General features: G+C 68.9%; 14 protein-coding genes. 8 read left to right on the plus strand and 6 right to left on the minus strand.

Features of this window, described 5'->3' with window-relative positions; all coding sequences use genetic code 11:
- Window positions 1-81 precede the first annotated feature (81 nt).
- Genes B0F77_RS34280 through B0F77_RS34290 form a run of 3 tightly spaced genes read left to right on the plus strand, consistent with a single transcriptional unit; the run spans window position 82 to window position 3,757 of the window.
- Window positions 82-1,473, plus strand: coding sequence for a sigma 54-interacting transcriptional regulator (locus tag B0F77_RS34280; protein ID WP_086667179.1), 1,392 nt, complete (start codon window positions 82-84; stop codon window positions 1,471-1,473).
- Complete coding sequence (locus B0F77_RS34285; RefSeq protein WP_086667180.1) at window positions 1,470-3,398, plus strand: vWA domain-containing protein; 1,929 nt, start codon at window positions 1,470-1,472, stop codon at window positions 3,396-3,398. Before B0F77_RS34280 ends, B0F77_RS34285 begins: the two co-directional genes overlap by 4 nt.
- Window positions 3,395-3,757 (plus strand): hypothetical protein, encoded by a 363-nt coding sequence (locus B0F77_RS34290; RefSeq protein WP_086667181.1) that lies wholly within the window; start codon window positions 3,395-3,397, stop codon window positions 3,755-3,757. Before B0F77_RS34285 ends, B0F77_RS34290 begins: the two co-directional genes overlap by 4 nt.
- On the opposite strand, the gene B0F77_RS34295 is transcribed toward B0F77_RS34290, so the two are convergent.
- Window positions 3,745-4,281 carry a DUF4240 domain-containing protein gene (locus B0F77_RS34295; RefSeq protein WP_086667182.1) on the minus strand — a complete coding sequence of 179 codons (537 nt, stop codon included), beginning with the start codon at window positions 4,279-4,281 and terminating at the stop codon, window positions 3,745-3,747. The genes B0F77_RS34290 and B0F77_RS34295 overlap by 13 nt on opposite strands.
- A 157-nt stretch (window positions 4,282-4,438) precedes the next feature.
- On the opposite strand from B0F77_RS34295, the gene B0F77_RS34300 reads away from it, so the two are divergent.
- From B0F77_RS34300 to B0F77_RS34315, 5 genes are all read left to right on the plus strand, one after another.
- Window positions 4,439-4,702 carry a hypothetical protein gene (locus B0F77_RS34300; protein WP_086667183.1) on the plus strand — a complete coding sequence of 88 codons (264 nt, stop codon included), beginning with the start codon at window positions 4,439-4,441 and terminating at the stop codon, window positions 4,700-4,702.
- A gap of 61 nt (window positions 4,703-4,763) precedes the next feature.
- Window positions 4,764-5,024 (plus strand): hypothetical protein, encoded by a 261-nt coding sequence (locus tag B0F77_RS34305; protein ID WP_086667184.1) that lies wholly within the window; start codon window positions 4,764-4,766, stop codon window positions 5,022-5,024.
- A 14-nt stretch (window positions 5,025-5,038) separates the two neighbouring features.
- Window positions 5,039-5,179, plus strand: coding sequence for a hypothetical protein (locus B0F77_RS48175; RefSeq protein ID WP_158102895.1), 141 nt, complete (start codon window positions 5,039-5,041; stop codon window positions 5,177-5,179).
- Between the two features lie 69 nt (window positions 5,180-5,248).
- On the plus strand, window positions 5,249-5,509 hold the full coding sequence (locus tag B0F77_RS34310) for a hypothetical protein (RefSeq protein ID WP_143467036.1): 261 nt from the start codon (window positions 5,249-5,251) through the stop codon (window positions 5,507-5,509).
- Between the two features lie 101 nt (window positions 5,510-5,610).
- Entirely contained in the window at window positions 5,611-6,426 is an 816-nt protein-coding gene (locus B0F77_RS34315; RefSeq protein ID WP_086667186.1) for an SCO6745 family protein, read from the plus strand.
- Here B0F77_RS34315 and ctaD read toward each other — a convergent pair whose 3' ends face one another.
- From ctaD to B0F77_RS34340, 5 genes are read right to left on the minus strand one after another with little or no spacing between them, the layout of a single operon-like run.
- Window positions 6,427-8,190, minus strand: a complete 1,764-nt coding sequence (gene ctaD, locus B0F77_RS34320; RefSeq protein WP_086667187.1) for an aa3-type cytochrome oxidase subunit I — start codon at window positions 8,188-8,190, stop codon at window positions 6,427-6,429.
- A gap of 37 nt (window positions 8,191-8,227) precedes the next feature.
- Complete coding sequence (locus B0F77_RS34325; RefSeq protein WP_086667188.1) at window positions 8,228-9,553, minus strand: esterase/lipase family protein; 1,326 nt, start codon at window positions 9,551-9,553, stop codon at window positions 8,228-8,230.
- On the minus strand, window positions 9,553-13,458 hold the full coding sequence (locus B0F77_RS34330; protein WP_086667189.1) for an AAA family ATPase: 3,906 nt from the start codon (window positions 13,456-13,458) through the stop codon (window positions 9,553-9,555). The genes B0F77_RS34325 and B0F77_RS34330 overlap by 1 nt, the downstream gene beginning before the upstream one ends.
- Window positions 13,459-13,516: 58 nt before the next feature.
- Complete coding sequence (locus B0F77_RS34335; RefSeq protein WP_086667190.1) at window positions 13,517-14,323, minus strand: slipin family protein; 807 nt, start codon at window positions 14,321-14,323, stop codon at window positions 13,517-13,519.
- Between the two features lie 60 nt (window positions 14,324-14,383).
- Complete coding sequence (locus B0F77_RS34340; protein WP_245849010.1) at window positions 14,384-18,544, minus strand: glycoside hydrolase family 2 TIM barrel-domain containing protein; 4,161 nt, start codon at window positions 18,542-18,544, stop codon at window positions 14,384-14,386.
- Between the last annotated feature and the right edge of the window lie 51 nt (window positions 18,545-18,595).

Here is an 18,595-nt window from a genome sequence, read left to right on the forward strand (position 1 = left end):
GCATTCTGCTGTACGAGAAGCGCCGCCGCCTGGAGTTGCTCCACATCGACGGGCCCGGATTCGGTGCGTAGCGTCGTCTGCGTGACCCAGAACCTGGCCCGCACGGCGGGCGAACTGCGCGCCGCCGGGCACCTGCCGCGCGGCGTCAAGACCGAGATCAGGGAGAACCTCCTCGCGGCCCTGCGCGAAGGGCGCAACCCGTGGCCCGGCATCGTCGGTTTCGACCGCACGGTGCTTCCCCAGCTGGAACGCGCGCTGCTGGCCGGCCACGACGTCGTCCTGCTCGGCGAGCGCGGTCAGGGCAAGACGCGGCTTTTGCGCACGTTGGTGACGTTGCTGGACGAGTGGACGCCCGTGATCGAGGGCTCCGAGCTGGGCGAACACCCGCTCGACCCGATCACGCCGGAGTCCAGGCGCCGGGCGGCGGAACTCGGCGACGACCTGCCGGTGGTGTGGCGGCACCGCGACGAGCGCTACGCGGAGAAGCTCGCGACGCCCGACACGTCCGTCGGCGACCTGGTCGGCGACGTCGACCCGGTGAAGGTCGCCGAGGGACGATCGCTGGGCGACCCGGAGACGATCCACTACGGCCTGCTCCCGCGCGCCCACCGCGGCATCATCGCCATCAACGAGCTGCCTGACCTGGCCGAACGCATTCAGGTAGCGCTGCTGAACGTCATGGAGGAGCGCGACATCCAGGTCCGCGGCTACACGCTGCGGCTGCCGTTGGACGTGCTGCTCGTGGCGACCGCGAACCCCGAGGACTACACGAACCGCGGCCGCATCATCACGCCGTTGAAGGACCGCTTCGGCGCCGAGGTGCGCACGCACTACCCGTTGGAGATCGACGCCGAGGTCGACCTGGTCCGCCAGGAAGCCGATCTCGTCGCCGAGGTGGGCGACCACCTGCTGGAGATCATCGCCCGGTTCGTCCGCCACCTGCGCGAGTCGTCGTCGATCGACCAGCGTTCCGGCGTCTCCGCCCGGTTCGCCGTCGCGGCGGCGGAAACCGTTGCGGCGTCGGCACTGCGCCGGTCCGCGCTGATCGGCGAGACCCCGGCGATCGCCCGCCCGATCGACCTGGAGTCGGTGCCGGACGTGCTGCGCGGCAAGCTCGAGTTCGAGGCGGGGGAGGAGGGGCGCGAGGACGAGGTGCTCGTGCACCTGCTGCGCCGCTCGATCGCCGACACCGCCCGCGCCCGGCTGGCGGGGCTGAACCTGCGGGCGCTGGCCGAGGTCGTCTCGGACGGCCACCCGGTCGCGACCGGTGACCGCGTGCACGCCGGCGACCTGCTGGCGGCCCTGCCGGAGCTCCCGATCCTGCACGAGGTGGCGGCACGGATGGGCGCGGGCCCCAAGGACCCGGTCGGCCGCATCGCCTCCGCCGTGGAACTGGCCCTGGAATCGCTCTACCTGACCCGCCACCTGTCGAAGGACACCTCCTCCGACGACGACCGATCGGTGTACGGATGAGATATCGCTACGGACGCTGGGGAGGCGGCGCCGATCCGTTGGCGCCGCCGGTCGACCTTCGCGCGGCCGTCGACGAGCTCGGCCGCGAGATCATGGAAGGCGCGTCCCCGTCGTCCGCGTTGCGCGAGCTCCTGCGGCGGGGTGTGGACGGCACGCGGGGTCTGGACGACCTGACCTCGCGGCTGTGGCAGCGCCGTGCGTCGATCCAGCGCCGGCACCGCCTGGACGGCACGCTGTCCGAGGTCCGCCAGCTGCTCGACAAGGCGGTCGAGGCCGAGCGCCGCGCGTTGTTCCCGGATCCGTCCGACGACGCGCGCTTCCGCGAGGCCCAGCTCGACGCGTTGCCGCCCGGTACCGCCGCCGCCGTCTCTGAGCTGTCGTCGTACGACTGGCGTTCTTCCGAGGCCCGCGAGGCGTTCGAGCAGATCCGCGAGCTGCTCGGCCGGGAACTGCTGGACCAGCGCTTCCAGGGCATGAAGGAAGCACTGTCCAACGTGGACTCCGAGGACGTTCGCCGAATCCAGCGCATGCTGCGTGACCTGAACTCGTTGCTGGAGGCGCACGCCTCGGGCTCCCCGGACACGCCGCGCCTGTTCGACGAGTTCATGCGCAAGCACGGCGAGTTCTTCCCGGAGAAGCCCCGCAACGTCGACGAGCTCATCGACGCCCTGGCCGCCCGCTCGGCCGCCGCGCAGCGAATGATGAACTCGATGACCGACGCCCAGCGCGCCGAGCTTTCCGCGTTGTCGCAACAGGCTTTCGGCGGCATCGGCTCCTCTCTGTCTACTTTGGACTCGTTGTTGCAGCGGTTGCGGCCGGGTGAGGACTGGACGTCCTCCGCGCGCTTCCGCGGCCAGGACCCGTTGGGGCTGGGCGAGGGTGCCCAGGCGATGGCGGACCTGGCCGAACTGGACGGCCTGGCCGAGCAGCTGTCCCAGTCCTATCCGGGCGCCCGCCTGGAGGACATCGACCTGGAGGCGCTGGAACGTCAGCTGGGCTCGTCGGCCTCCGTCGACGCCCGCCGCCTGGCGGAGCTGGAGAAGGCGCTGCGGCAGCAGAACATCGTGGAACGCTCGCCGGACGGCTCGCTGCGCCTGACCCCGAAAGCCTTGCGGCGCATGGGCGAAACAGCCCTGCGCGGCGTCGTGGACCAACTGCGGTCGTCGCAGGGCTCGCGCGACACCGTGTCCGCAGGCGCCGCGGGCGAGCTGATGGGCTCGACCCGGCCCTGGCAGTTCGGCGACACCGAACCCTGGGACGTGCCGCGAACCCTGCGCAACTCCGTGCTGCGCTCCGGCTCGATGTCCCTGGACGTCGTTGATCTGGAGGTGTCGGAGACCGAACACCGCACGCGTGCCGCTGTGGCGTTGTGCGTGGACACCTCCTGGTCGATGGTGCAGGACGGCCGTTGGGTGCCGATGAAGCGCACGGCCTTGGCGTTGCATCACCTCGTGCGCACCCGTTTCCGGACGGATGCGTTGCAGCTGGTGACGTTCGGGCGTTATGCCGAGGCGGTGGACATCGGCCAGTTGACGGGTCTTGAGGGCGTGTGGGAGCAGGGCACGAACCTGCACCACGCGCTGTTGCTGGCAGGACGGCACGTGCGTCGCCATCCGGACGCACAGCCCGTGGTGCTGGTCGTCACCGACGGCGAGCCCACCGCGCACCTGGAGCCGGACGGGGACGCGGAGTTCAACTACCCGCCGTTGCCGCGAACGCTGACCAAGACCCTGAACGAGGTCGACGCGCTGGCCCGGCTCGGGGCGACGATCTCGGTGTTCAAGCTGGGCGACGACCCCCGGCTGGCCGCCTTCGTCGACATCGTGGCTCGGCGCGGCGGTGGACGCGTCGTGTCGCCGGACGAGGAGGGCCTGGGCGCGGCCGTGGTCAGCGACTACCTGAAGTCTCGGCGCAAGCGTCGGTGATACGCCGCTTCTTGCTCGCCGTCGTGCTGAGCGGCGCGCCGTCGACCGTCCACGCTCTCGCGGTCGGCGGCTCGCCGTTGCGCGCCACTCGTGCTGCCGGTTCGTTGGTGCGCGGCGGTGCTTTTGCAGGCGTGGCGGTGCATCTGGCCGTGTCGGCGTTCTGGATGTTCGTGCTGACACGGCTTCGGGTGCGTGGTGTTGTCGGTGGGGCGGTGGCGGGGTTGCTGATCGCCGCCCTCGACCTGGAGGTGATCGGGCGCCACAACGCCCAGATCCGTGCTCTGCCCAGGATTCCGCAATGGCTCGATCACGTGGCGTTCGGCGTGCTCGTGGCCGGCCGCAGCGGTCAGATCTCGTAGAGCGCGGTCAGCTTCGGCAGGCGGGCGGCCATTTCCTCGCCGTCGTCGAAGTCGAAGTCCCACTCCGGGTCGAGCTCGGGGTAGCGGATCCGGAAGGCGTCCTGCGGTAACTGCATACCCGTGGCCTTGAGGTGCGCGGTCCAGGCGATCGACAGCGCGGCCTCGCACTCGATCTCCTGCTCGGACTCGGCGGCGGCGATCACGACCGGCAGCGAGGCCAAGGAGTCCGGTGACGCCAGGGCCGCGTCGTAGACCTCCTGACCCTGGGTGAGCAGCCAGCCGCGGAAGTAGTCGAAGCCGTCGTCCGAGCAGCCGCCGTTGATCAGGTAGGCCGCCGCCCACAGCGGGTTCTCGTACGACTCGGCCAGGAGATCCCACAGAACCTGTTGGGCCGCAACGATCTCGGCGGGCGGCCGGGCGGCGAGCAGGGTGGCGGCGGCGGTGGCCACGGCCTCGCTGTCGGAGGGGTCGCCGACGCTCGCGCGGGCGGCGGCGATGAGCTGCCAGAAGGTGTTCGAATCCACGTCTCGGAGCCTGACAGAGGGGTCTGACAATTTTCGGTGCCTGACGTGCGGGCAGCCTATGTGAACGTGCAACTGTTCAACTGGTCGTGATCGCCTGACTGCGCTGTGTCGTAGGTTCAAGATCGAAGAGCGAATTCCTGACCTTCTTGGGGGAAGCATGAAGTTCGCAAAGGTGATGTCCGGTGCCGCGGTCGCGGTCGCGGCGTTCGCCGCGCTGGGCGGGACGGCGGCGGCCGCGGTTCCCGGTGGCGACATGGGTGCCCTGACGTGGCGCGTGGTCGCGGGTCCGTGGCCGGGTAACGAGGACGGTCTCGGGGCGTGTCAGCGGGCCGGGGTGCTCTACAAGATGGAGACCGGCAAGCCGGTTGGTTGCCTGCTGGAGGCGGACAGCAACCAGTACTTCCTGTGGTCGAACGAGTGATCGTCGGCTGAGGCCGGTCGGTGTGGTCGAACAGCGAGTTCTCAACCTTCTTGGGGGAAGCATGAAGTTCGCAAGGGTGATGTCCGGTGCCGCGGTCGCGGTCGCGGCATTTGCCGCGCTGGGCGGTACGGCCGCCGCGGTTCCCGGCAACGACATGGGTGTCCTCACGTGGCGAGTCGTGGCGGGCCCGTACCCCGGCAACCCCGATGGTGCCGCGCAGTGCCAGACCGCCGCGGTGGAGTACAAGGCCGACACCGGTGCGCCGGTGGGCTGCCTGCTGGAGGCGGACAGCAACCAGTACTTCCTCTGGGCGAACCTGTGATCGTCGGGGGAAGCGTGAAGTTCGCGAAGGTGGTGTCCGGTGCCGTGGTCGCGTTCGCGGCGTTCATCGCGCTGGGCGGTACGGCCGCCGCGGTGCCAAGTGGCGACACGGGTGTCGTGATGTGGCAAGCCGATCACGCTCCCTATCCCGGGTGACGACAGGTCTCCGGGATGGCGCGCACGGTCGAGATCGAACAGCGAGTTCTCAATCTTCTTGGGGGAAGCATGAAGTTCGCAAAGGTGATGTCCGGTGCTGCGGTCGCGGTCGCGGCATTTGCCGCGCTGGGCGGTACGGCCGCCGCGGTTCCCAGCACTGACATGGGTGTCCTGACGTGGCGAGTCGTGGCGGGCCCGTACCCCGGTAACGACGACGGCCTTACGGAGTGCCAGCGCGACGGGATCGACTACAAGGCCGGCACCGGTGCGCCCGTCGGCTGCCTGCTGGACGCGGACAGCAACCAGTACTTCCTCTGGGCGAACCAGTGATCGTCGGTTGAGCATGGCCGGTGCGGGCGAGATTTCGGTCGCACCGGCCATTTCCGGCTGACCCTGGACTTCCCCCGCCTGGCGAGTACTAGGTTGGGAACATGATCAGGACTCTGTTTCGTTCGCTCGAGGCCGTGCACGGGATGATCTACTTCGCCCCCGAGGCGGAGTCGCGGTACGCGAGCGTGGGGCTCGACCGGCCCGGCGGGTACTTCGCGTCACGGGCGGCTGCGATGGGGGCGGTCGGCGCCGAGGTCGTGATCGCGACGTTCTACAACTTCAACCCCGCGATCGTGCGGGCGCGCATTCCGCAGGCCTGGGAGAAGGTCACGCCGCAGCGGATGCTGGAGTTGCGGTGGGAGGCGGCGGACGAGGCGCTGCGCAAGGTGCTGCCGGACGACCTCAAGGAGATCACCGGGCTGGCCAGGCGCGCTGCCGAGCGGGCCAAGGACATGCTGAGCGGCCGCCCGTTGTTCGCCGCCCACGCGAGTCTGCCGTGGCCGGACGAGAACCCCCTGCAGCTGTTCCACGCGCAGACGCTGTTGCGCGAGTTCCGCGGCGACGGCCACCTCGCGGCGTTGCTCAGGCACAACATCACCGGCATCGAGGCGCTCGTGCTGCACGTCGCGACGGGCGACTTCCCGGCGGAGGTGTTGCGCAAGACGCGGGCGTGGTCCGAGGAGCAGTGGGCCGCGACGGTGGACGACCTGCAGCGGCGCGGGCTCGTCGGCGAGGACCAGCTCCTCACCGAGAAGGGACGCGAGTTGCGGCAGGGCATCGAGGACGACACGGACCACATGGCGGCGCCGGCCTACGACGTCCTCAGCGACCAGGAGAAGCAGCGGTTCGTCGAGCTGGCCACGCCGCTGAGCAAGGCCGTGGTCGAGGCGGGCATGGTGCCCGCCGCCCGGCGCTGACTACTCGGTCGGCCCGTCCCGTTCCGTCGAGGCGAGCGCCTTCTCGGTGGTTTCATCCTTGCCAGCCCTGTGCTTGCCGGGATGCACCAGCGAGAAGTGCGCCTCGTCGCGCATTCGTTCGACCATGTGCGGGTAGTGCAGCTCGAACGCCGGGCGCTCGGAGCGGATTCGCGGCAGCTCCTTGAAGTTGTGCCGCGGCGGGGGCGAGGTCGTGGCCCACTCCAGCGAGTTGCCGTAGCCCCACGGGTCGTCCTGCGGGGCCGGGTCGCCGTAGCGGTAGGACCGGAACACGTTGAACACGAACGGAAGCACGGACGCGCCGAGCAGGAACGAGCTGACCGTCGAGATCATGTTCAGCGTCGTGAAGCCGTCGGAGGCGAGGTAGTCGGCGTACCGACGCGGCATGCCCTCGTTGCCCAGCCAGTGCTGGACCAGGAACGTGCCGTGGAATCCGAGGAACGTCGTCCAGAAGTGCAGCTTGCCCAGCGGTTCGTTGAGCATCCGCCCGGTCATCTTCGGGAACCAGAAGTAGATGCCGGCGTAGGTGGCGAACACGATCGTGCCGAACAGCACGTAGTGGAAGTGCGCCACCACGAAGTACGTGTCGGACACGTGGAAGTCGACGGCCGGCGCGGCGAGCAGGATGCCCGTGAGGCCGCCGAAGAGGAACGTCACGAGGAAGCCGATCGAGAACAGCATCGGCGTCTCGAACGTCAGCTGCCCCTTCCACATCGTGCCGATCCAGTTGAAGAACTTGATGCCCGTCGGCACGGCGATGAGGAACGTCATCAGCGAGAAGAACGGCAACAGCACGGCACCCGTCGCGTACATGTGGTGCGCCCACACGGCCACGGAGAGCATCGCGATCGCCAGGGTCGCGAACACCAGGCCCTTGTAGCCGAACAACGGTTTGCGGCTGAACACCGGGAAGATCTCGGTCACGATCCCGAAGAACGGCAAGGCGACGATGTACACCTCGGGATGGCCGAAGAACCAGAACAGGTGCTGCCACAGGATCACGCCGCCGTTGGCCGGGTCGAAGACGTGCGCCCCGAGGTGCCGGTCCGCCGCCAGGCCCATCAACGCGGCCGTGAGGATCGGGAACGCCAGCAGGATCAGCACGGACGTCACCAGGATGTTCCAGGTGAAGATCGGCATCCGGAACATCGTCATGCCCGGCGCCCGCAGCGTCACGACCGTCGTGGTCATGTTGACCGCGCCGAGGATCGTGCCCAGACCGGACACCGCCAGGCCCATGATCCACATGTCGGCGCCGACGCCCGGCGAGTGCACCGCGCTCGACAACGGCGTGTAGGCGAACCAGCCGAAGTCCGCCGCGCCGCCCGGTGTCACGAAGCCCGCCGTCGCGATGATGCCGCCGAACAGGTACAGCCAGTACGAGAAGGCGTTCAGGCGCGGGAACGCCACGTCCGGTGAGCCGATCTGCAACGGCAGGATGAAGTTCGCGAACCCGAACAGGATCGGGGTCGCGTACAGCAGCAGCATGATCGTGCCGTGCATGGTGAACAGCTGGTTGTACTGCTCGTTCGACAGGTACTGCAGACCCGGCCGCGCCAGCTCGCCGCGCATCAGCAGCGCCATCACGCCGCCGATCATGAAGAACGCGAACGACGTGGTCAGGTACATGATCCCGATCTGTTTGGGATCTGTGGTCTTGAACAGCGAGAGGAAGTACGAGCCTTTCGGCCGCGCACGCGCCGCCCCCGGATGGGGCACTACTGGCGTTGGCTTGATCGTGGTCATCGCGCCTCCTCCGTGCAGGCGTTTATCGTCCTCCCGGTCAGACCGCGGGGCAATCCATGACGAGCACCGCGGAGGTCACCGGGACCACCGGAGCGCCGACCGAAATGCCGCTGACCTGCACGTAGTACGCGCCGGGGACCAATCCGCCGAATTTGATGTTCATGGTCTCGGAGATCGCCGGACTGCGTGCTTCGACCTGTTTGCCCTGCTCGTTCAGCAACGCGACTTTCAACGCACGGGGCGTGGTGTCCTTCAGCTCGACGGTGACCTCCAGGTCCTCGCTGACCAGCGCCAGGTCGGGCACGCTGACCTGCGGTTCCGTGGCAGTGACGTTCCGGGGGATGATCTCTTTCGCGGTCAGGAACGACTCGACGGCGTCCAGTACCGCCGCGTTGTCCTGCAACGACGTGTGCTGCTCCGTCACGCGGTGCAGCGTGTTCGACGACAACGCCAGACCCTTTCGAGCAGCACCGACGGCGGGAACGGTCGCATCGCCGTACAGGTCTTCACCCTCGTACGTCCGATAGCAGGTGACTTTGCCGTCGGCGATGCGTGCCGTGGTGGCCGTTGGCTGCTTACCGCCGATGATCGCGTACGTGCGGTCGGCGAACGAGTCGGTCAACGCGCCGTGGAACGCCGCCGCGTCCTCCACCATCTTGGTGTCCAGCTCGGGCAACGTGGTCTCGGTCGTCTTGACCAGCCCGGAAGGCGCCTCGATGCACGCGTACTCGGGCAACAGCTGGTGCAGCGACGGCATCGACCGGGCGAACTCGGTCAGGTCGACCGCCAGCGGCCCGAGGCCCTTGCGCACCCCGTTGACCAGCTGTTCCAACGCCGACGCCGCACCTCGGTACGGCGTGCCCATCGTGATCAGCTTGGCCGTTCGCTCGGCCATCCCGCACTGCTCGATGCACCACCGCGCGACCAGTCCGCCCATCGAGTGGCACACGAAGCTGACCTTGGCGTTCGGCCCGATCCGGTCCAACGCCTCGTCCACGCGCCGAGCCAGCAACGCGCCGTTGTAGCGGTTCGACAGCCGCCAGTCGTAGGCGAAGAGGATCAGGTTGCCCTTCTCGACGGTGTAGCCGAGCGAGTTCATCCGCTTGGTCACCCGGTCGTAGCCCTTCAACGGCGACCAGATGCCCGGGATCACGTGCAGGTCCGACATCAGCGCGACCGGCTCGATGCCGTCCTGAGGGTGTTCGTCACCGATGCCGGCGGGGAGCTTGAGCCGGTGCAGGCTGCGGCCCAGCGACAGGACGGCGCGCAGGGCGGCCCGGCCGGACACCTCCCAGATCACGCCGTCCTTGTCGCGCAACGTGCTGCCGAGAATGCCGGGCAGTACGACGACGAGATCGGTCATCAGGACTCCTCAGCGAGTGTGCGGATGAGAGTGAGCAGCTTGAGGTTCGCGGGCACCAGATAGGTCAGCTCGTGGATCCACGCCAGACGCTGGCCCGCGGCGGGCAACGCCAGACGTTTGTCACCGGCCCGAGCGCGCGCGACCACCTTGTACAGCGCTGCCAACGCGTGTGGCTCCAACGCCGTCACGGCCTGGGTGAGGGCCTGGGGTGACGCGCTCGCCGCGAGTGCTCGCAGGATCTCGGTGACCCGTGCCGGGTCCTCCAGCGCGTCCAGCACGAGGTCGACCACGTCGATGTCCTCGTCGGCCAGCATGAGCAACGCGTGCACGGGCTTGTTGTCCCGGATGTTGCGCAGGACTTCCTTGTCCAGCAACTCTTCCCGGCGCGTGGCCAGCAGTTCGCGGCGGCGGGCGGGCGTGGCGTCGACGAACTCGTCCGCGAGGCTCGCGAGCAGCCACGGCCGGTACGCGAGCGGCACACCCTGCTGTTGTGCGGTCGCCCGCCGCGACTGGATGACCTGTGCCTCGATCAGGCTCGTGCCGTACAACGCCTCGGTGACCGCGACGTCCGCGTCCGTCGAGAGCAGTTCGGGGTGTTCGAGCAGGATCGCGCGTTCGTCGGCGTACGACCGTGCGAACACCCAGCGCCGTGCGGTCTTCAACAGCGTGCGGTCGACCGTCAGCCAGTCCGGCGTGGTGTCCCAGGGCCACGGACCCGAGTCGTAGTGGCGGCGTGCGATGTCGTGCACGTCGTGGATGGCCTGGCGGGACTGCCCGACGTGGGTCAGCGCCTGGCACAGCCACTTCGCCGCCGCCGGATCACCGGCCTGGGTGGCCGCCGCCCGCAGCATCAGCAGCGTGGCGAGGTGCGAGCCGGCGAACCGGTCGGTCACCTTGTCCCAGGTCCTGTCGACGACCTCGGGCCGGTCGAGCCCCGCGCAGATCGTGTCGAGCGTGAACAACGCGGCGGCGAGCGTCGACAACCGGTGCGCGTGCTCGGGCAGCAGACACACGTCCACGGTCAGCACGCCGGTCGCGAGCGCGTCCTCCGGCTTGCCCGCGTCGCGCTGGCGGCGCATGAGGTTGTGCAGCGCCTGACCGTGGATCCGCAGGCCCTCCGCGAGCTCGGCGGCCTGCCTTGCGGTGGTGAGCGCCTCGTCCCTGCGGTTGACCATGCTGTACGCGACGCTGAGGCTCAGCGCCGCGTCCGCCAGCAGCGGGCGGAACGCCGCGTGCCTGCCGAGCGTGCCGCTGATCTCCGCCGCCTGCCGGGTGACCCCGTCGGCCTCGGCGAGCCTGCCCAGGGTCAGGTAGTCGCGGCTCAGTTCGACCTGCGCCGCCACCAGGTCGGCGAGGAACGCCGGGTTCGTCTGCGCGAGCCGCCAGTACTCGTCGACGGCCTGCTTCGAGCGTTGCATGGCCTCGTAGCGCCGCCCGGTCTCGCAGCACCGCGCGGACAGGCACAGCAGCGCGCGAGCCAGCGGGGCACCGCCGTCGGCGGCGGCCACCGCGGCCACCGCGTCTCTGGCGGCGGACAAGGCCTCGTGCCGGCGGCCGACCATCGCGTACACCTCGCTGAGGTCGACCAGCGCGCCGCTGAGGTGCGTCGCGTACGTCGGGTTGTCGCCGCCGTGCGACGTCGTCTTGGCGATGCGTTGCGCGAGCCGTTTGTGTGTGAGGGTTTCCGCGGTCGTCGGGGTCGACGCGACCAGCTCGCGGTAGCGGACCACGGCCTCCTCCGCGGGCGCCACCGCCTGCTGCAGCCGACCGGCCTCGCGGAACCGCTGGCCGAGCCTGTTCAGCACGTGCGCCAGATCCGCCAGGTACATCCGGATGTCCGGCACCAGCACGCGGAAGTGCGAGGCGGCCTCCTCCAGCGGCTCGATGGCCTCGTCGCCGCGACCCCAGTGCGCCAGCTCTCCCGCCGCCGTGGTGGCCGCCAGCGCGATGTCCGGCAGGAGCATCCTGTTCATCATCGCGAGCGCGCGCAGACCGTCCAGCGCCCGCGTGCCCGCGTGCCCGCAGTGCCGCCACGCGTACTTCCACAGGTAGCCCGGCACGTCCGGCGGCATGCCCGCCTTCATCCGCTGCCGGTACAGCTCGATCAGCGCGCACGCCACCTTCTCGGCGTCCGGCGCGAACACCGCGTCCCTGCTCGGCGCGAACGGCGGCCGCAGGTGGTCCGCGAACGTCTGGTGCGTCAGTTTGAAGACCGCGGTGCCCTCCTCACCGTCCTGCACCACGTGGCGGCCCAGCTCGGTGAGCACGGCGGTGATGTCGTCACGGCCGAACTCCGCGCCGGACAACGCCCGCGCCACCGCGATCCACTCGGCCTCGGGGAACCCCGCGCCGTAGCTCCACGTCAGCGCGGTCAGCAACGGCCGTGCGGCGGGCACCTTCGCCAGCTCGCGGTCGAACGCGGCGCCCAGCGACAGTTCGAAGTCCGCCCCACTGCTGGTCAGGAGCTGGTCGGTGACCATCCACGCGGCCAGGAACGGCATCCGCGTGATCTCGTCCACAGTGGACGGCGGAACACGGGAACCCAGTCGTGCCACCACGTAGTCGCGGACGCAGGACGCGCTGTCGCACTTGTCGAGGTCCAGCACCTCGACCGGGGAGAGCTCGGTCAGCAACGGCGCGCCGCCCGCGGCCCGATGCGCCTGCCGTGTGGAGACGATCACCACGGCGTGGTTCGCGAGCTTGGTCAGCAGCGAGGTGGCGATCGAGAACGACTCGCCGCGCGCCTCGTCCAGGCCGTCGACCACGATCACCGGGGGCCTGGCGAGCGTGCTGACGACGCCGACCAGCTCCGCGACGCCCCGGCGCGGGCCGTCGGGCGGCGGGACCAGTCCGGCCGCGACCAGCTGGCGGCTGATCAGGTCAGCGACCCGGTCGGCGTCCATCGCACGGGCGTGCACGGCCGCCGCTACCGAGTCCTGACCGGGGTCGGCGTGCTGGAACGGCGGGCCGCAGGTCAGCAGCAGATCCCGTTCGGCCTGGTTGGAGAGGCTGACGACGCGGCCGACGATCGCCGACTTGCCGGTGCCCGGCGCGCCGGTGACCACCCGCAGGCCCGGCGTGGCCGAGGAGATCCAGCCGACGACCTGGTCCACCTCGGCGGTGCGGCCGGTGAACCACGACCGGTTGTCCGGCGAGTCGCCGCCGCGGGCCGCCAGCAGGAGGTGCTTCACCACCGTGTGCGGCGCGTAGAGCGGGTTCGGCAGCATCGGCTGGGGTGAGCCGTACTGCATGAACCGCGGCCGTTGCACGTCGCTGTCCCACGCGTTCAGCAGCGCCGTGCCGACCGCGCCGCCGTCGACCAGCGGCGTGCGGTCGCTCCAGCGCCACACGTCCTCGTCCGTGATCGGGCCGGCTCGCAGCAGGTTGCGGAGCTTGCCGCCGAACAGGCCGTCGCGGGCCGTCTCGACGCTCGAGCACGACACCAGGACACCCGCCCAGTGCATGTGCCCGGTGAGCAGCTCCTCCTGCATGCTCGCGATGGTGCCCAGGGCGTCGTCCAGCTGCTGGCCCGAGTAGCACGCGTCGACGATCACCAGCAGCTGGTGCGCGCCCGACGCCGCGCACCACATGACGAAGTCCTCGATGGCGATGCCGTCGGACTTGCCCTTGTTGTCCCTGGCCAGCAGCCTGAGCTTGCCGGTCACCGGGATGGCGTGGCCGCTCCACAACACCACCAACGAGCCACCGTCCTGCGGCTCGTCGCTCAACGTCTGCATGTGCGCGCGGATCTCGGCCTCGGTCGGGTCCACCAGGGGCTCGCCCTCGTAGCCCTTGAGCAGGGCACGCAGCTCCCGCACGTCGCTCACGGCGTGCTGCAGCGGCTGCACCCGCTCGTACGAGCCGATGCCGATGCCGACGAACCTGCCTCGGACCCTCTCCTGCATACCCAACTACCCCCTGCACAGACGTCGTTCGGCGCAGAAGGGCGTTACCGGGGTTAACTCACATGGATGAATCCGTCGAATCACGCTCCGGTGAATCACTTCGGGGTAATTCCACGTTGGTGTTCTTCTCCAGGAACCTCAGCAGCTCCACCGGGAACGGCAGCACCAGCGTCGAGTTCTTCTCCGCCGCCACCTCCACGATGGTCTGCAGCAGCCGCAGCTGGAGCGCGCCCGGAGTTTCCTCCATCGTCCCGGCCGCCTCGGAGAGCTTCTTGGACGCCTGCAGCTCGCCGTCCGCCGTGATGATGCGGGCACGGCGTTCGCGTTCGGCCTCCGCCTGCCGCGACATCGAGCGCTTCATGCTCTCCGGCAGCGCCACGTCCTTGATCTCGACCCGGTCGATGTCGATGCCCCACGCCAGCGCGGGGGTGTCGATCATCAGCTCCAGCCCCTGGTTGAGGTGCTCGCGGTTGGACAGCAGGTCGTCGAGCTCGCTCTTGCCGATGATCGACCGCAACGACGTCTGCGCCACCTGCAGCATCGCGAACCGGTAGTCCTCGACGTTGATGACGGCCTTCGCCGGGTCCTGAACCTTGAAGTACACGACGGCGTCGACGCGCACGGTGACGTTGTCGCGCGTGATGCCGTCCTGCGCCGGCACGGGCAGGGTGACGATCTGCAGGTTGACCTTCCGGAGTTGGTCGACCCCTGGGATCAGCATCGTCAGCCCCGGCCCGCGCACGCCCTGCAGGAGCTTGCCGAACCGGAACACCAGTCCCTGTTCGAACTGTTTGATCACTCTGGCGCTCATGGCGAGGCTCAGGCCTCCGAGCGCGACCAGTCCGCCGAGGATTTCTACGATCATGAGACCCGCCCTTCACCGGCGAATACCCTTGATCCCAACGGTACGCCTGGGGTCCGACAATTATCGGCAGCTCAGCACCGCACCCGCCCAGTCGGCGTGATCGTGCGCGTTGCCGTCACCTCCGTCCGTCACCCGGAACGTCAGCACCGTTGCTCCGGACGTGTCCACGCTGATCGGCACGGCTGCGCTCTGTCCGGTCAGCACCGGGCTCAGGTAGACCGACCGGTTGTCTTTCAGCACTTCGAACCGGACGCTGCCGCTACCACCGGTCTCGTCGTCGACACCGATCGTGGCGGCCAGGTTCGAGCACTTCCCGCCCGTGTGGACCTGGAACTCTGAGTCGGCGTGCGCGCCGAGGCCCCGGTCGAACCTCGCGCCCCGGATGCTGATCGGGTTGCCGTCACCGCCGGACTGCTCGCCGTTGCTCCGGTCGCGTTCGATCGGGCCCCAGCCGTTGCTCTCGCCGAGGAACTCCAGCCCCGACACCACCGCGTCCCCGGCCGGCGCGGGCGGCGTGGCGGTGAAGTCCGCGGTCAGGGTCGTGGTCGCCTTGCCCGTGGAGATCTCGGCGAAGACCGGCCGGACGCCCGTCGCGCCTCCTTCGCGCCTGACGGTCACCTTCGCGGAGCCGGTGCTGAGGTCGATGGTCGAGGGGGAGACCGACCAGTTCTCGGGCGCGCTCAGCCGGGCCGTCGTGATGCCGGGGCACGGCTTGGTGACCACGAGCTCGGCCTCGACCTGCTCGCCCGGTTCCAGGGCGGTGTCGGCGGCGTTGAACTGCGCCGTGGGAGCGCAATCGACATGACGGCCGAGTTTGCCCGTTGCGGCCTCCACGGGCGTGAGCGGGCGCAGCAGCACGGAGTACGCGTACTCGTTGCCCGCCTCCACCTGATACTGCGGCAACGGCTCGTGGAACGTCTCGCTGACACCCGACACACGATGCGACGCGTGCAGGGTGTTCCAGCCGTCGTTCTTCTTGAGCGCGAACGGGTACGGCGCCCGATCCAGGTCGTCGTACTGCGACACACGGACGTCCAGATCGCCCGCGACGAGCAGGCCCGCACGGCCGTTGGACAGCGTCGCCCAGCGCGTGTCCGCGTGGTTGCCGTAGTCCTGCGGCTTGTAGTAGTCGTTGAACTCACGATCCACAGTGGACTGGTAGACGCCGACCGGATCGCCCGCCTTGCGGTCGTCGTAGTTCTCGCCGGGACCGCGGCCGTACCAGGTGAACTTCTGGTATGTCTCAGGCACTTTCAGCGTGAAGCCGATGTTCGGCAGGTAGCTGAGATCGCGCATCCGGTCCCGCGCCGCGACCCGGTGGCCGACGTTGATCTCGCCGTCACCGGTGATCCGGTAGGTGAAGGTCTGACCGAACGACGCGTTCCGCACGGCCTGCGCGGTGGACTTGGCGGTGATGACCGTGTCCGTGGCGTTCTGCGTGACCGTGACGCTCGACGGCGTGGTCGTGAGGCGGTCGAGGCCGTTGCGGTACCAGGAGTTGTCCTCGCTCATGAACTCGTTGGACAGCGGTGCCCGCCACGCGTCCAGCTCCGGCCCGGTCCTGAGCAGTTCGGTGCCGCGCACGCGCATGGACGTGAGGGTGCCCGACTTCTTGCTGACCACGTACCGGAAGTCCTTGCCGGACACCACGATCTCGTTGTCGTTCTGCGTGGTCGTCAGTCTGCCCGGGAAGCTCTCGGTGTGCAGGCCGGCGATCTGCGTGCCGCCCAGCGGGAACTGGCCGATGCCGACGTCGTTGCCCTGCCGGTCGGTGGCGCGGACGGTCAGCCAGCGCTCGGTGGTCGCTGGGTGGCCGGGGAACGTGAGCGTGCCCGGCTGGAGTTTCCCGCGGTGCTGGGCGATCGTGCGCCCGTTGTCCTGGATCTGCCAGCGCAGTTCGAGGTCGTCGGTGCCGGTGAACCGGCGTTCGCTGACGATCGTCAGTTTGTTGTCCGCGAAGGAGAACCGGATGGGGGAGTGGACCGCCATCAGCTCGGTGGTCTCCGGCTGCGGCCGGCGATCCGCCCACACCACGCCGTCCACGCCACCGGTGCCCGCGCCGTAGGACTGGTGGCGGCCCTTGTCCTCCAGCTGCTCGAAGTCGAGCGCCAGCACAGCGGTCTTCTTGGGGTCCTGCGCCAGTTCGGCGTCGGTCAGGGCGCGGTGGTAGACGCGGACCTGGTCGATCGCCCCGTGCGCCATCCGGGTCTGGACGTTCTCCTGCATGGTCTCGGCGTTGCGGCCGATGTTGACCGGCCAGTGCGACCAGTCGATCGTGCCGGTGTAGCTGGTGGATCCCACCTCGCGACCGTCGATCAGCAACCGGAGCCTGGTGCCGTCGAACGTGCCGGTGACGCGGTGCCAGTTGTCGTAGAAGTCGGCCGGGACCTGGGCCTCGACCGTGCGCCAGGTGCCGCTGTGGATGAAGAACTGCAGGGTGGTCCGGTCGGCCATCTTCAGCGCGTACTGGTGGTCGCCCTTGGAGATGACGGTGAAGTCGCCGGTCCACGTGGCGGGCCTGACCTGGGCGTCGAGCGTGAGGCCGGTGCTCACCTCGTCGAGCCTGCGGTCGCGGTAGACCTCCACGAAGTCGTCGAGTCCGCTGAGCTGCAACGCTTTGCCGTGCGGTCCGTCCACCTGGGACGGTTTGCCGGACAGCCAGCTCATGATGCCATTGGCGTCGTCCGGGGTGGTGTGGAGGGGGAGCGCGATGTTCTGCTCGGCCCAGTCCCAGATGAACCCGCCCTGAACCTGCGGATAGGCGCGCACGACGTCCCAGAACTCCTTGAAGTTGCCGAGGCTGTTGCCCATCGCGTGCGCGTACTCGCCCATGATGATCGGCTTGGTGGTCGTCCTCGCCTTGGCTTCGAGGCTCGCCGGCGACGGGTAGCGCGGGCCCCAGACGTCCGCGAACGGCGCGTCACCGTCCGGCGAGTTCGGCTGGTGGTAGAGCGGGCGGCTGTCGTTCTTCCTGGCGTACTCGGCCATCGTGTGGTGCGCCTTGCCGAGACCTGCCTCGTTGCCGGTGTCCCACATGATCACGCTGGGGTGGTTCTTGTCGCGCTGCATCATGGCGACGAACCGGTTCTGGAACGCGTCCTGCCATTCCGGCCGTTCCGCCAGGCAGTTGTCCGGGCAGCCGTCGTGGTGGTGGGTCTCGATGTCGACCTCGTCGGCGATCATCAGCCCGTTGCGGTCGGCCAGCTCGTAGAAGTACGGGTCGCTCGGGTAGTGCGAGGTGCGCACCGCGTTGATGTTGAACCGCTTCATCAGCTGGACGTCTTTTTCCTGGTCAGTGCGGGTGACGTAGCGGCTACCGTGCGTTGACGTCTCGGCTCGGTTGGTGCCGCGGAACAGGACGCGTTTGCCGTTGATCTTCAGCTGCCGGTCGATGATCTCGATCTCGCGGAACCCGACGGGCTGCCTGCCGGTCTGGATCACGCGGCCGTCTTTCAGCAGCTCGATCCGGAGCTCGTAGAGGTTCGGGGTCTCGTCGGTCCACTTCAGCGGGTTCGAGACCTTGCCGTCCCGGATCGCGACCTCACGGCCCTGTGGATCGAAAAGCCTGGTCCGGACCGTGTGACCCTCCTGCGGGCCGCCGATCTTGACGTCCGCGCCGATGGTGGCGTCGCGGTACTCGGCGTCCAGGTCGGTCTTGATCGTGACGTCGCTCAGATAGGTCTTCGGCGTCGAGTAGAGCCAGACCTCGCGGAAGATGCCGGAGAACCGCCACTGGTCGTAGTCCTCCAGGTGGGAGCCGGAGCCCCAGCGGTGGACCTGGACCTTCAGCGTGTTGCGGCCGGCCTTGAGCTTGCTGGTGATGTCGAACTCGGCCGGCGTGTAGCCGCCCTGGTCGTAGCCGACGTACGCGCCGTTGACCCAGACGAAGTATCCGCTGGTCACGCCCTCGAACCTGACCAGCGTGCGGTCCCAGTTCGCCGGCAGGTCGAAGATCTTCTCGTAGACGCCGGTGGGGTTGACGTCGTGCGGGACAGCCGGCGGGTTGTCCGGGTGCATCTCGGTGGGGATGTTGCGGAACATCGGGTGGTCGAGGAAGTCGGTCTGCCACGTGTGCGGCACCCTGACCGTCCGCCACCCGTCCGGGGTGTCGCGGACGTCCTCCGGCCGGTCGAACATCCGGATGCGCCACTCACCGTTGAGGCTCAGCCGTCGTTCGGGTTTCAGATCCGGGTGCGGGGGCTCCTGGTTCTCCCCGGTCATTCTGGGATTCTCCAGATACGCCAAGGCATCCACCGGCTCCGCCGACGCGGT

Source organism: Lentzea kentuckyensis (assembly GCF_002150765.1).
GTDB classification, from domain to species: Bacteria; Actinomycetota; Actinomycetes; order Mycobacteriales; family Pseudonocardiaceae; genus Lentzea; species Lentzea kentuckyensis.